Here is a 13906-nt window from a genome sequence, read left to right as displayed (position 1 = left end):
TGATGTTCGACTACAAGTTGCTCTCTGCCCTGGCCGCGGTGATCGAACAGGCAGGATTCGAACGGGCGGCCCAGGTGCTGGGATTGTCGCAGTCGGCAATTTCCCAGCGCATCAAGTTACTGGAGGCCCGGGTCGGGCAGCCGGTGCTGGTGCGGGTGACGCCACCTTCGCCCACGGAAATCGGGCGCCGCCTGCTCAACCATGTGCAGCAGGTACGCCTTCTAGAGCGGGACCTGCAAAGCCTGGTGCCGGCCCTGGACGAAGAAGGCTTGCCGGAACGCCTGCGCATCGCCCTCAACGCCGACAGCCTGGCCACCTGGTGGGCCGAAGCGGTGGCTGACTTTTGCGCCGAACATCACTTGCTTCTGGACCTGGTGGTGGAGGACCAGACGGTGGGCCTCAAGCGCATGCGCGCCGGCGAAGTGGCAGCGTGTGTCTGCGCCAGTGAGCGCCCGGTGGCCGGGGCCCGCAGTCTGCTGCTGGGTGCCATGCGTTACCGCGCCCTGGCCAGCCCGGCGTTCATCGCCCGGCATTTTCCCCAGGGCGTGCGCGCCGAGCAGTTGGCTCGGACCCCGGCGCTGGTGTTCGGCCCCGACGATTTCCTGCAGCATCGCTATTTGGCGTCCCTGGGGGTCGATGGCGGTTTCGAACATCATTTATGCCCGTCTTCCGAGGGCTTCATCCGTCTTACCGAAGCCGGGTTGGGCTGGGGGCTGGTGCCCGAACTGCAGGTTCGCGAGCAACTGCAGCGAGGCTTGCTGGTGGAGCTTTTACCGGATAAACCCATCGATGTGCCGCTGTACTGGCATCATTGGCGCAACGGCGGACAATTGCTGGGCTTGTTGACCGAGCACCTGGCACGTTTATCTGCACAATGGCTGGTGCCTTGGGAGCAGCCATAAGCGTCAAGCGACAAGCTGCGAGTGCACAGCTTGCGCTTCGACTTTCAATGCGCGGCTTGTAGTTCGTAGCTCGTCACTGCTTTGTTTAGGAATATTCATGAAAATTCTGGTTACCGGCGCAAGCGGCTTCATCGGCGGGCGCTTTGCTCGTTTTGCCCTTGAGCAGGGCCTGGAGGTCCGGGTCAACGGCCGTCGCGCCGAAGCGGTGGATCATCTGGTGCGCCGTGGCGCCGAGTTCGTCCAGGGCGATTTGAACGATGCCGGCCTGGTGCGCGAACTCTGTCGCGATGTCGAGACCGTGGTGCACTGCGCCGGCGCGGTGGGCTTGTGGGGGCGTTATCAGGATTTCCATCAGGGCAACGTGCTGGTCACTGAGAATGTGGTCGAAGCCTGCCTCAAGCAACGGGTCCAGCGCCTGGTGCACCTGTCCTCGCCGTCGATCTATTTCGATGGCCGTGATCACCTGGGGCTGACCGAAGAGCAAGTGCCCAAGCGTTTCAAGCACCCCTACGCAGCCACCAAGTACCTGGCCGAGCAGAAGGTTTTCGGTGCCCAGGAGTTCGGGCTGGAGGTCATTGCGTTGCGGCCGCGATTTGTCACCGGTGCCGGCGACATGAGCATCTTCCCGCGGCTGTTGAAGATGCAGCGCAAAGGTCGCCTGGCCATCGTCGGCAACGGCCTGAACAAGGTCGACTTCACCAGTGTGCACAACCTCAACGAGGCCCTGTTCAGCAGCCTGCACGCCAGTGGTTCGGCCCTGGGCAAGGTCTACAACATCAGCAACGGCGCGCCGGTGCCGCTGTGGGACGTAGTCAACTACGTGATGCGCCAGATGCAGGTGCCGCAAGTCACCCGCTATCGCTCTTTTGGCCTGGCCTATAGCGTGGCGGCGCTCAACGAGGGGTTCTGCAAGCTCTGGCCCGGCCGTCCTGAACCGACCTTGTCGCGCCTGGGGATGCAGGTCATGAACAAGAACTTCACCCTGGATATCAGCCGGGCCCGGCATTACCTCGGCTATGAGCCCAAGGTCAGCTTGTGGGCCGCTCTGGATGAGTTCTGCAGTTGGTGGAAGGCTCAGGACATAAGCTGAAATCAAAGACTGAACCCGGTTTGCCCGGGCCGGTCCATTGGCCGGGTGAATTAGCGGTTTATACTCGCCGCATTCAGCCATCACCGCGGTTCACAAAGGTTGCCCCATGCGTAACGATGCACACGATGACTTCGATGACGTTCCAAGTCTGCGCGCCGATCCCCTCGATGACGATGTCTTTCCTACCACCAGCGCTGCCCGTGAGCGCACCACCGTGCATTCGCGCAGCGCTCCGGTGGCCAAGGCCAAGGGGCCCAGTACCGGTCCATTGTGGGCATTGGTGGGGGCGTTGTTCTTTGCCTTCATCGGTCTTGCCTGGTGGAGCTTCCAGCAGATTTCGCTGATGGAGCAGCAACTGGTGGCGACCCAGGAAAGCTTCGCCAGGATCAGTGAAGAGGCCGCCGGCCGTCTGCAGGACATCTCCGGCAAGGTAGTGGCCAGTCAGACCAATGTCACCACTGACAGCGAAGCCTTGAAGCTGCAGATTAAACAGTTGGAAAGCCGGCTGCAGGATCAGAGCCGACAACAGCAGGGCGTGGCCGGGCAGGCGACTGACCTGGACAAGCGCCTGGCGCAGATGACAGCCCAGACTGCCGAGCAGCAGGCGGCCAACGCCCAGTTGCAGGCCCAGGTGAAAGCCTTGAGCGCTGAACTGGCGAGCCTCAAAGGTGCCCAGGCGGACGCCGGCAAGCTCGATAGCCAGCTCAAGAGCTTGAATGCCGACCTTGCCGCATTGAAGAAACAGGGCAACCCGAGCGCTGCCATCGAGCGACTGGAGCAGGAACTGGTGGTACTCAAGAGTGAGCAGGACAATCGTCCCGCTGCCCAGAGCGGAGCCAGCACCGCCGAGTTCGATGCGTTCCGTGGCCAGGTCACCCGCAACATCAATACCCTGCAAAGCCAGATCCAGAACCTGCAGCAGCAGATCAATACCCGTCCTTGAGTGGTCAGGCCCTCCCCGCGCACGGCGTGGGGGGGCTGTTCGGCCAAAGTGTGCTGAATGTTCACCCATATTGCGCAGCCGTCTACGCTCTTCAAACGCCATCAGGAACGAGGAGCGAGCGATGAGGCTGTTGCAGAAAAATACCTGGCTGGGATGGTTGTTATTGCTGTGCATGGGGTCGTTGCATGCGGCGGTACCGGCGGCCGATGACGGTGTGGCGGCCCGGGCGCTGCTGGAGAAAGCCCTGCGCTATTACCACGACCAGGGTGACAAGGCGTTTGCGGCCTTCAGCCGCCAGGGTGAGTTTGTCGATCGCGATCGTTATGTGTTCGTGGTGGACACCCGGGGCGTGATGCTGGCCAGTGGCGGTCCTTCGTCGGCACTGATTGGCCGAGATGTTTCCGAAGTCCTGGGACCGGATCTGCGCAAGGCGTTCAAGGACGCCCTGAAGATTCCCGAGGCCAATGGCATCCAGCAAGCCGAATACCGCTGGCAGAACTGGGCCGACGGCAAGATCGAACGCAAGCATGTGTACTTCCAGCGTATCGGCGAACGCATCCTGGCGGTGGGGTATTACCTGCCTCGGGCCTCGGCCGAACAGGCCAAGGCGCTGCTGGATCGAGCGGCCACGGCCTTGGGCGGCGATCAGCCGGGTACGCTCAAAGCCATCAATGACTTGCGTGGCGGGTTTCTCGAAGACGATCTGTATGTGTTCGTGGTGGACCTCGACAGCCACCGCTATCTGGCCCATGGCACCAACCTGCGCCTGCTCAATACCGATTTTGGCAAGATCAAGGACCCAGAGGGCAAGCCGGTGGGGGAGCCGATCCTGGCGCTGATGGCAGGCCAGGATCAGGGGGAATACGAGTACCGCTGGAAGAACCCGGTGACGGGCAAGGTCGAGGACAAGCATGCCTACTTGCGCAAGGTCGGGAAGCTGCTGGTTGCCGTGGGTTACTACAGCCCCTGAGTCCTGAACGCTGGCCCCTGCCAGCATCAGGATCAATGCGCCTTGTCTTCACGGCCCCGCAGCAGGCGATTGGGCATGGCAATCGCCGCCGCCAGCCCCAGCAGGGAAACCGCGGCACTGACCAGCAGCAGATGTCGGAAGGTCAGCAGCAACTCGTTGCGCAATGCGTCGCGGGCGGGTCCAGGCGCGGCGTCCAGGCCTTGCAGCAAGGCATTGCCGGAGTGCCCCTCGTTCATCAGCCCTGTGCCACTCAGATGCGCCAGGCTGGAATCCTGCAACAAGGCCAGCAGCAAGGCCGACATCAGCGCCACTCCCACCGCGCCGCCCAGGGCGCGAAACAGGTTGGTGGTGCTGGTGGCGACACCGATATCCCGTTGCTCCACCGAGTTCTGGGTGCCCACCAGGGAGGTAGGGAACTGCATGCCGCCGGCGATCCCGCAGAGCAACATGAACAGGCTGCTCAGCAGGACCTCCTGGGGCGGCACCAGGGCCATGCCGAGAATCGACACTGGCATCAATAGCGCGCCGCCCAGGATCATCGGTTTGTAGCGTCCGGTCACCGAGGTTAGGCGTCCGGCGCAATAGGCGCCCATGGGCAGGCCCATGGCCAAGGGCAGCAAGTGCAGGGCGGCACTGTCGGCCCCGGCCCCGGTGATGCTTTGGAAACGCAAGGGCATCAGCACGATCAGCGAGATGGCCTGGAAACTGGTGAAGAAAATCGTGCACCAGCACAGCAGCGCATTGCGGTTGGCAAACAGGTGCATCGGCAGCAGGGGTTCCCTAGCCCGGCGCTCATGCCAGACGAACAGAGCCAGGACGATGCAGCCGATGGCCAGCAGGTCGAGCACTTCGGCGCTGCGCCAGGAGTGGCCCTGGCCCACTTGGGTGATGCCCAGCAGCAGGGCGCTCAGGCCGATGATCAGCAACACAGTGCCGAGGTAGTCGATGATCGGCTTGCGCTGGGGCACCGGCAGCCCCACCAGGGTGCGGTGGGCCACCCACCAGGCACCCAGTCCCAGGGGCAGGTTGATCAGGAACACCCAGCGCCACGACAGAAACTCGGTCATATAGCCGCCCAGCACCGGGCCGGCGACACTGGCCACCGCGTACATGCTGCTGAAGTAGCCCTGATAGCGGCCGCGCTCCCTGGGCGGGACTATGTCGCCGATGATGGCCTGGCTCACCGAAATCATGCCGCCGGCGCCGATGCCCTGAAAGATCCGCGCCAGCACCAGTTGTTCCATGTTCTGGGCCAGGCCGCAGAACAGCGAGGCCAGGGTGAACAATCCCATGCCGAACAGCATCAGCCGACGCCGGCCATACAGATCACCGAGCTTGCCGTAGATCGGCACTGCCACGGTCATCGCCACCATGTAGCCGGAGATGACCCAGGCCAGCAGGCTGACATCCTTGAACTGGGCGGAAATGGCCGGCATGGAGACCGCGACGATGGTCTGGTCCAGGGCGCCGAGAAAGATCGCCAGCATCAGGGCGATCAGCACGCTGCGGATGGCCGGTTTGGGTGGGCCAGGCTGTTGGAGGTGAGTCACGAAAAAACCTGCGGGCAGTGATTGATCCGTAGCGGCAAGGCTGGCGGGAATGGGCGTCAGTGTACTCGATAGGGTGCTATCGGATAGCGCTACAAGGAAGAGTACGGCGTTTTTTCATGAAGGTTTCCAAGGGGGGATGTTGTGCCAAAGCGCCTTGGATTCACCGCTCTCGAAAAGCTTTGTGGCACTTGGTGTTGATGTGTAATGGGACGCATTCTGTATAGTGTGCGCTCGGTGCCGGCTTCCTGAATCCTGGCTGTACGAATGTTTATTTGTGTTGCCGGTGCTTGCGTTTTTCCTGGCTGAACCCGTCAATGGGCCGATGAAACCTGGCGGTTACCTGAGCTTTTTTTCAGCGGTGCAATTCTCCCCCCCCCGTTACTCTGAGGCCTGGACTGTAGTGATGAACAAGCCTGCCCTTGCTGCCATTCCCGTGTTCAAACTCTATGGCGAGAGCCTGGAGTGGCCCACCCCGGATCTGCTCCATTGCGAGTCCATCAGTCAACGCAGCCGTGAGCACCAGTGGGAAATAAAACCCCATCGGCATGCCGATCTCGGCCAATTGCTGTTCGTCTTCCGAGGGCAGGCCGAACTGGAGGTCGAAGGCCAGCGGACCTTGTTGGATGAACCGATGATCCAGGTGTTGCCGCCGTTATCGGTCCATGGCTTTCGATTTTCCGAGGATGTCGAAGGTTATGTCGTGACTCTGGCGGCGCCGCTGTTGAGCCATTTGCAAGCTCAGTTGGGGCGTTCGGAAAATACCCTGGCTACGTCTTGCAGCTACCCGGCCCGGGAGGATGCGCAGTACCTGAACGGTTTGTTCAGTGCCTTGCAGAATGAGTATCAAGGGCAGCAGCCGGCTCGGGAAATGATCATGCACGCCCTGGTGAGCATGATTGTGGTCTGGATTGGTCGCCAGGCACTGCAGCGCAGCAGTTCCAGTCAGCGTCCTCAGCGGGCCCGGGAGTATTTCAACGGTTTTATCCAGTTGGTGGAGGCCCATTATCGCGAGCATGTGAAGGTCGAGGACCTGGCTCACAAGCTAGGCATCTCCGTATCGCACCTCAACGGCACCTGCCGCGAGCTGGCCGGGCAACCGGCGCTGCAGATCATGCACGAGCGTCAACTGCTGGAGGCCAAGCGCCTGCTGACCTACACCGGGATGACCATCTACGAGATTTCCGATGACCTGGGCTTTTCCGATCCCACCAATTTCACCCGGCTGTTCCGACGCCGCGAGGGGATTTCGCCCAAGGTGTTCCGCGACCGGCTCAAGGCCGATCAGGCGGGGGAGCCTGGGGCGTTGCCGCTCACCTGAGGGCGTTCAAGGTGGCGTTGTGGGGAATGCAGCGTTCCAGGTTGCAACTGGCGTAGTTGCGCTGTTGCATGCGGGCCTGCTCGACGCGATAAGCGGCGGTACCGTATAGCGCCAGGGTCATGGTGCAGGTCATGAAGATGGCCAGGTACCTTCTTGTCTTGACGTTCATGGCAACGACCTCTGAACCAATACCCCGTGTTTTCAGGGGCACTGATATCAGCATAGGTCAGTTGCGGGGGCTTGCCAGGCTGCTGCCCAGCCTGTTTGGCGAGGTATTGAACCGCTGGATCGTGTCTACAGCCCCACATCCCAGAGCGGTTCCTGGGGAAACCTGAGCACCAGGAAATCCAGCATGCTGCGCAAGGTCGCCGGCATGTGCTTGCGCGAGGCGTAGACCGCGTACATGTTCATCTTGCGGGGTTCGGCATGGGGCAGCAGGCGCACCAGTTCTCCCCGCTTGATGTACTCCCCGGCCTGGTAGCTGGGCAGCATGGCGATGCCGGCGCCGGCCACTGTGGTGCGCAGCAGGGTACTGGCTTCGTTGGCGCTGATATTGCCCTGCACCGGCACCGACACTTGCTCGCCGTCCTGTTCGAAATGCCACAGGCTTTTGCCGAAGTAGGAGTGGGTCAAGCAGTTGTGCTGGCTCAAGTCCTCCACCCGTTGTGGCGCCGGGTGCTCCTGGAGGTAGATCGGTGAGGCGCAGATCACCGAGCGACAGATGGTCAGGCGTCGGGCGATCAGGTTCGGGTCCAGGTCGTTGCTGGTGCGGATCGCCAAGTCGATACGCTCATCCACCAGGTTCACCGTGCGGTCGAGCATCTGCAGATCGATGCTCACACCGGGATAACGCTTGACGTAGTCGGCCACCGCCTCCGCCAGTTGTGACTGGCCGAACGAGGTGCTGACGCTGATGCGCAGCAGCCCGCGGGGCGCATCATCAGGCTCGCCCACCGCAGCCTGCATATCGTTGGACAGTTCCAGCATCTGCCGGCAGCGGGGCAGGATCTCGCCGCCGGCCGCGGTCAGGCTGAGCTTGCGCGTGGTGCGGTGCATCAACCGGGCGCCGACCCAATCCTCCAGCTCCGCCAGATAACGTGAAACCACCGGCCGTGAAAGGTCCAGGTGGTCGGCGGCGGCCGACTGGCTGCCCAGGTCCACAACGGTGACAAAGACCCGCATTGCTTGGAGACGATCCATGATTTGCCCGCTTTCAGAAACAAACTATGTTCAAGCATCGCATTTTTTGTAACGAGTCTGGCAACTAAGCTTTGTCCACTTCTCACCAAGCCAACAGATGCTGGAGCTGCCCTCATGATCGGATTCACCTCTCTTAAACGCCTGCTGCTGGCCACCGCCACCCTGGGTTTTGCCGCCCATGCCGCAGCCGCCGAGCCCAGCCTGAAGCTGGATGTCTACAACCCGGGGGCCAATGCCATCTTCCCGGTGACCTCGGTACTGGTCAGCGGCAAGAAGGACGCGATCCTGGTGGATGCCCAGTTCGGCAAATCCCAGGCCCAGCAACTGGTGGAAAAGATCCGTGCCAGTGGCAAGCACTTGACCACCATCTACATCAGCCACGGTGATCCGGATTACTACTTCGGCCTCGACACCCTGACCACGGCCTTCCCTGATGCCAAGGTTGTTGCCTCACAGCCCACAGTGGATCACATCAAGGCTACGGTGGATGGCAAGCTGGCGTTCTGGGGCCCGAAAATGGGCGCTGACGTTCCGGCCAAGACCATCGTGCCCGGCGTACTCAAGGGCCACAGCCTGACCCTGGAAGGGCAGAAGCTCGAAGTCATCGGCCTGGACGGCAAGCAACCGGATCGCAGCTTTGTCTGGATTCCGTCGATCAAGGCGGTAGTCGGTGGTGTGGTGGTCGCGGAAAACATCCACGTATGGATGGCCGATACCCAGACCCCGCAGTCCCACCAGGACTGGCTGAGCACCCTGAAGACCATTGAGGGCCTGCAGCCCAAGACTGTGATCCCCGGGCACTTCCTCGGCGACAGCGCACGCTCCCTGGCCCCGGTGCACTTCACCGCGGACTACATCAAGGCCTTCGATGAAGAGACGGCCAAGGCCAAAGACTCCGCTGCGCTGATCGCGGCCATGAAAAAGCGTTACCCGGACCTGGGCGAAGACAGTTCCCTGGAACTGAGCGCCAAGGTTGCCAAGGGCGAAATGAAGTGGTGAAACCGGTTTGACCCGCTCCCCTCGGGGAGCGGATGCCCCTGTACTCTTTCAGAACCCAGCCAACTGGAGACATGTCATGAGCAAGATCGCAATCATTGGTGCCACCGGCCGTGCCGGCAGCCAACTGTTGGAAGAGGCCCTGCGTCGTGGTCACAGCGTCACCGCCATCGCCCGCAACACGGCGAAGATCGGCCAGCGTGCCGGCGTGCTCACCCGCGAAGTGGATGTGGCCGACAGTGCTGCATTGCAAGCGGCGGTAGCCGGCCACGATGTGGTGATCAGTGCCGCGCATTTTTCCACCATCCCGGCCGATGCCATCATCGATCCGGTGAAAAAGGCCGGGGTCAAGCGTCTGCTGGTGGTGGGCGGTGCCGGTTCGCTGTTGCTGCCCGGTGGTGGCAAGGTCATCGACAGCCCCGGTTTCCCGGAGGAGTACAAGGCCGAGGCCAGCGCCGGTGGCGTGTACCTGGACACCTTGCGCAAGGAACAGGATCTGGACTGGACGTTCCTCTCGCCATCGGCGGAGTTCGTTGAGGGTGAGCGCACCGGGCAGTTCCGCCTGGGCCAGGACGATCTGCTGGTCAATGCCCAGGGGCGCAGTTGGATCAGCTTCGCCGACTACGCCATCGCCATGCTCGATGAAGTGGAGAAGCCGGCCCACCGCCGCCAGCGCTTCACCGTCGGTTACTGATGAGCGGCCGATTGCCCCGGTAGCCGCCTGCCGTTGGCGGTTATCGGGGAGTTCCGATCAGTGTTGAAGGCCCTCGCGGGCCTTTTTGCTGTCTGCCGGCAGCAGGGGTTTCTCATTCAGCGCTGTTTGGCCTGCTCCACCAGCCAGTCCAGCAGTTCCTGCAAGGCCGCCGCAGGCCCTGGGTGCTCCGGGTAGACCAGATAGTACGCCTGGCCCGTCGGGATCTTCAGTTCAAAAGGCATGACCAGCCGTCCGGCACTCAGGTCGTCGCCAATCAACGCCCAGTCGCCAATCGCCACGCCCGTTCCCTGGGACGCCACGGACATCGCCAGGTCCAGGGTCTCGAAATGCTGACCCTTGCCCAGGGTATTGAGTGGCGTGCCGGCGGCTTTCAGCCAACTTTGCCAGTCCCGTTGATCGTGGGAGGGATGCAGCAGCAAGTGCTGTTGCAGGTCCGCCGGGTTCTTGAGGGGCACCGGGCCCTCCAGCAGCGGTCGCGAGCAGACCGGCGTCAGTTGTTCATTGAACAGGTGACGCGAACCCAGGGTCGGGGACGGCGGGGCACCGTACATGACGGCGGCATCGAAGGGTTCGCGGCTGAAATCCACGCCGTGCTGAATGGTGGTGGTCAGTTGCACCGGTACATCCGGGCGCTCCCTCTGCCACTGCAGCAGCCGTGGCAGCAGCCAGCGCATCACACAGGTCGGCGCCTTGAGGCGCAGGTTGCGGCTCTGCCCACCGATGTCATCCACCGCGCCATTGATCAGTTCGAATACCTGCTGCACCCGCGGCAACCATTGCGCCCCTTCGTTAGTGAGGCTCAAGCCCCGGGCATGGCGCTGGAACAACGGATAACCCAGATGGCTTTCCAGGCCGGCAATTTGTCGGCTCACCGCTCCTTGGGTGATGTGCAACTGCTCGGCAGCGCGCGTGAAATTGCAGCACTGGGCGGTGACCAGAAAGGTGTGCAGTGCGGGCAGGGGAGGCAAGCGTTTCATGGGCAGCCAAGGCATGACGTGAGGACATGGCTAGTATGACTTTTTATCCATTGTTGCGGCTACAGCCTCACCGTTCCAATAGCCCTCCCGACGTCTGCTGAGTTTTTCAGTCGGCAGTCAGTCGGGTATTCCACCAATAAGAAGGGCGATGAGATGGCGACGTGCGGCGAAGTACTGGTCAAGTTACTTGAAGGTTATGGGGTTGAGCAGGTGTTCGGCATTCCTGGGGTGCATACCGTCGAGTTGTATCGCGGCCTGGCCCGCTCGCCCATCCAGCATGTCACCCCGCGCCATGAGCAAGGTGCCGGTTTCATGGCCGACGGCTACGCCCGCACCAGCGGCAAGCCCGGTGTGTGTTTCATCATCACCGGCCCCGGCATGACCAACATCACCACCGCCATGGGCCAGGCTTATGCGGACTCGATTCCCATGCTGGTGATCTCCAGCGTGCAGACCCGCAGCCAGCTGGGTGGCGGGCGCGGCAAGCTCCATGAGCTGCCGAACCAGAGTGCGCTGGTCAGCGGCGTGGCGGCGTTTTCCCATACCCTGATGAGCGCCGACGAGTTGCCAGTGGTGCTGGCCCGGGCTTTCGCCCTGTTCCAGGCTGGACGCCCACGTCCGGTGCATATCGAGATTCCTCTCGATGTACTGGTTCAGGATGCCGATCATCTGCTGGCCAGCGAGCCGGTAACCATTGCCCGTGCCGGTGCTGCCCCGGACGCTGTCGCCCGGATGAGTCAACTGCTGGCGACGGCCAAGCGCCCGCTGATCCTGGCCGGTGGCGGCGCCATTGATGCGGCCGCTCCCCTGACCCGTTTGGCGGAACTGCTGCAGGCTCCGGTGGCCCTGACGATCAACGCCAAGGGCATGTTGCCGTCGGCCCACCCGCTGCTGATTGGCTCCACCCAGTCATTGGTGGCAACCCGTGCCCTGGTGGCCGAGGCCGACGTGGTGCTGGCCATAGGCACCGAACTGGCGGAAACCGATTACGACGTGACCTTTGCCGGCGGCTTTGAAATTCCCAGGGCCTTGCTGCGGATCGATATCGATGCCGATCAAACGGTGCGCAACTACCCACCGAAAGTGGCACTGGTGGCCGATGCCGGGAACGCAGCCCAAGCCCTGCTGGCAGAGCTGTCCCGGCATACCTTGAGCGAGCGCAGCAGCGACTGGGGCCAGGCCCGCGCCGCGGCCTTGCGCAGCGAACTCGAGAACCTGTGGGACACGCCGACCCGGGCCCAGACCCTGTTCCTGGAAACCGTGGTCCAGGAGTTGCCGGAGATCGTCCTGGTGGGCGATTCCACTCAGCCGGTGTACAGCGGCAACCTGACGTTCAATCCTGAGCAGCCGCGGCGCTGGTTCAACTCGTCCACCGGCTACGGCACCCTGGGTTATGCCTTGCCGGCCGCCATCGGTGCCTGGCTCGGGGGCGCTTCCCAGTCCAGCTCGCGGCGGCCGGTGGCTTGCCTGATCGGCGACGGCGGCTTGCAGTTCACCCTGGCGGAACTGGCCTGCGCCGTGGAAGCACGCACGCCGATCATCGTCCTGCTGTGGAACAACCAGGGTTATGAAGAGATCAAGAAATACATGGTCAATCGGGCCATCGAGCCAGTCGGCGTCGACATCTACACCCCGGATTTCATTGCCGTGGCCAAGGGCCTCGGGTGCGCAGCCGAGCGCATCGACAGTGTCGAACAACTGCGTGCGGCCCTGCGCATGGCCGTTGACCGCCAGGGACCGACCTTGATTGAAGTTGACCAGAATCGCTGGACTCAAGGAGTACAGGCATGAGTTCGCCGCACCTGTTGAACGGTGTGTACATCGACGGCCAATGGTCGGCAGGCAGCGAGCACCTGCAGGTGATCAACCCGTCCACCGAGGCGCCCTTGGCCTGGGTGGCGGGCGCCGGGCCGCAAGCCGTGGATCAGGCGCTGCAGGCCGCTACGGCGGGGCTTGCCCGATGGGCGCAAAGCAGTGGCAGCGAGCGTGCCGCGGTGCTGCGCAAGATCGCTGCCGGCGTGGCCGAGCGCCGGGAGCGACTGATGCACTTGCAGTCGAGCAACAACGGCAAGCCGCAGTTCGAGGCGGCCATGGATGTGGACGATGTCATTGCCACCTTTGAGTACTACGCCGGGCTGGCCGAGGGGCTGGACGTTACCCAGGATGCGAATGTGCCGCTGCCCAGTGAGGATTTCAGTGCGCGCCTGCGTCGTGAGCCCTGTGGCGTGGTCGGGCTGATCGTGCCGTGGAACTTCCCTATGGTCACCACGGCCTGGAAGTTGGCGCCAGCCCTGGCCGCCGGCTGCAGCGTGGTGCTCAAGCCCTCGGAAGTCACCCCGCTGCCGGAGCTGGAACTGGCGGCGATCATCGCCGAAAGCGGCTTGCCCAACGGGGTGTTCAACCTGGTCTGCGGGACGGGCCTGGCGGTCGGTGCGCCTTTGGCGGCGGACCCGCGAGTGGCGAAGATTTCCTTCACCGGCAGTAATGCGGTGGGCGTCCAGGTCATGCAGCGGGCGGCGGAAACCGTCAAGGGCGTGAGCCTGGAACTGGGGGGCAAGTCATCCTTGCTGGTGCTGGCGGATGCCGACCTGGACCTGGCGGTGGAACTGGCCTGTGGCGGTGGCTTCTTCAATGCCGGGCAGATGTGCTCCGCCACCAGCCGGGTACTGGTCGCCGACGAGCTGGCCGATGAATTCCTCTTGCGGCTCAAGGCCCGGGCCGAAGGCATTCGGGTGGCCGACCCGTTCGACCCCGAGGTGGTCATGGGCGCCCTGGTGAACCAGGCGCAATACCACAGAGTACTGGCGCACATCGATCGTGGCCTGAATGTCGGTGCCAAGCTGGTCTGTGGCGGCGGCCGCCCGGCCGGGCTGCAGCAGGGCTTTTTCATCCAGCCCACGGTGTTCACCGAGGTGCCGCTGGACAGTGCCCTGTGGCGTGACGAAATCTTTGGCCCGGTGCTCTGTGTGCGCAGTTTCAGCAGCGAGCAAGAGGCGATCGAACTGGCCAATGACAGCGAGTTCGGCCTGGTGGCCAGTGTGGTGGGGGCGGACGTGGACAATGCCGAGCGGGTGGCCAATGCCCTGCAGGCCGGCCTGGTGTGGATCAACGCCCCCCAGGTGATCTTTCCCCAGACTGCCTGGGGCGGCTACAAGCAGAGCAGCATCGGCCGCGAGCTGGGCCCCTGGGGCTTGCAAGCCTTCCAGGAGCTCAAACACGTAATCCGCGCGCTGTAGGCGCCGGCT

13 protein-coding genes are annotated in these 13906 nt (G+C 62.9%); 9 read left to right on the top strand and 4 right to left on the bottom strand.

Features of this window, described 5'->3' with window-relative positions; genetic code table 11:
* Positions 1 to 2: 2 nt before the first annotated feature.
* The 4 genes from WIN67_RS23940 to WIN67_RS23925 all read left to right on the top strand — a co-directional run bounded on the left by WIN67_RS23940 (position 3) and on the right by WIN67_RS23925 (position 3905).
* Entirely contained in the window at positions 3 to 902 is a 900-nt protein-coding gene (locus tag WIN67_RS23940) for a LysR family transcriptional regulator ArgP (protein WP_102880725.1), read from the top strand.
* A 97-nt stretch (positions 903 to 999) separates the two neighbouring features.
* A complete protein-coding gene (locus WIN67_RS23935; RefSeq protein ID WP_110594894.1) occupies positions 1000 to 1992 on the top strand; it encodes an NAD-dependent epimerase/dehydratase family protein in 993 nt (330 codons plus the stop codon).
* Between the two features lie 106 nt (positions 1993 to 2098).
* Complete coding sequence (locus WIN67_RS23930; protein ID WP_273923016.1) at positions 2099 to 2935, top strand: ATPase; 837 nt, start codon at positions 2099 to 2101, stop codon at positions 2933 to 2935.
* A 121-nt stretch (positions 2936 to 3056) separates the two neighbouring features.
* Complete coding sequence (locus tag WIN67_RS23925; protein ID WP_102860511.1) at positions 3057 to 3905, top strand: cache domain-containing protein; 849 nt, start codon at positions 3057 to 3059, stop codon at positions 3903 to 3905.
* Between the two features lie 32 nt (positions 3906 to 3937).
* Here WIN67_RS23925 and WIN67_RS23920 read toward each other — a convergent pair whose 3' ends face one another.
* A complete protein-coding gene (locus WIN67_RS23920) occupies positions 3938 to 5455 on the bottom strand; it encodes an MDR family MFS transporter (RefSeq protein ID WP_102880722.1) in 1518 nt (505 codons plus the stop codon).
* Positions 5456 to 5858: 403 nt separating this feature from the next.
* Here WIN67_RS23920 and WIN67_RS23915 point away from each other — a divergent pair, with 403 nt between their 5' ends.
* Positions 5859 to 6773: a helix-turn-helix domain-containing protein gene (locus tag WIN67_RS23915; protein ID WP_110651386.1), complete on the top strand. Its 915-nt coding sequence runs from the start codon at positions 5859 to 5861 to the stop codon at positions 6771 to 6773.
* Here the strand turns inward: WIN67_RS23915 and WIN67_RS23910 are convergent.
* Together WIN67_RS23910 and WIN67_RS23905 are read right to left on the bottom strand one after the other, a co-directional pair.
* Positions 6766 to 6942, bottom strand: coding sequence for a hypothetical protein (locus WIN67_RS23910; protein WP_162884084.1), 177 nt, complete (start codon positions 6940 to 6942; stop codon positions 6766 to 6768). The genes WIN67_RS23915 and WIN67_RS23910 overlap by 8 nt on opposite strands.
* 125 nt (positions 6943 to 7067) lie before the next feature.
* Positions 7068 to 7973, bottom strand: a complete 906-nt coding sequence (locus WIN67_RS23905; protein WP_339070118.1) for a LysR family transcriptional regulator — start codon at positions 7971 to 7973, stop codon at positions 7068 to 7070.
* A 114-nt stretch (positions 7974 to 8087) separates the two neighbouring features.
* Here WIN67_RS23905 and WIN67_RS23900 point away from each other — a divergent pair, with 114 nt between their 5' ends.
* Positions 8088 to 8972, top strand: a complete 885-nt coding sequence (locus tag WIN67_RS23900) for an MBL fold metallo-hydrolase (protein ID WP_273906793.1) — start codon at positions 8088 to 8090, stop codon at positions 8970 to 8972.
* 76 nt (positions 8973 to 9048) lie between these two features.
* Entirely contained in the window at positions 9049 to 9663 is a 615-nt protein-coding gene (locus WIN67_RS23895; protein ID WP_110651388.1) for an NAD(P)-dependent oxidoreductase, read from the top strand.
* Between the two features lie 116 nt (positions 9664 to 9779).
* Here WIN67_RS23895 and WIN67_RS23890 read toward each other — a convergent pair whose 3' ends face one another.
* Positions 9780 to 10661: a LysR substrate-binding domain-containing protein gene (locus tag WIN67_RS23890; protein ID WP_102860996.1), complete on the bottom strand. Its 882-nt coding sequence runs from the start codon at positions 10659 to 10661 to the stop codon at positions 9780 to 9782.
* Positions 10662 to 10814: 153 nt separating this feature from the next.
* Between WIN67_RS23890 and WIN67_RS23885 the strand changes: the two genes are divergently transcribed.
* Together WIN67_RS23885 and WIN67_RS23880 are read left to right on the top strand one after the other, a co-directional pair.
* Positions 10815 to 12452: a 5-guanidino-2-oxopentanoate decarboxylase gene (locus WIN67_RS23885; protein WP_339070117.1), complete on the top strand. Its 1638-nt coding sequence runs from the start codon at positions 10815 to 10817 to the stop codon at positions 12450 to 12452.
* Positions 12449 to 13897, top strand: coding sequence for an aldehyde dehydrogenase family protein (locus WIN67_RS23880; protein ID WP_339070116.1), 1449 nt, complete (start codon positions 12449 to 12451; stop codon positions 13895 to 13897). The genes WIN67_RS23885 and WIN67_RS23880 overlap by 4 nt, the downstream gene beginning before the upstream one ends.
* Positions 13898 to 13906 lie beyond the last annotated feature (9 nt).

Origin of the sequence: Pseudomonas idahonensis, assembly GCF_037903935.1 — a bacterium.
Classification (GTDB): domain Bacteria; phylum Pseudomonadota; class Gammaproteobacteria; order Pseudomonadales; family Pseudomonadaceae; genus Aquipseudomonas; species Aquipseudomonas danubii.
This window is presented reverse-complemented; position numbering and strand designations above follow the sequence as displayed.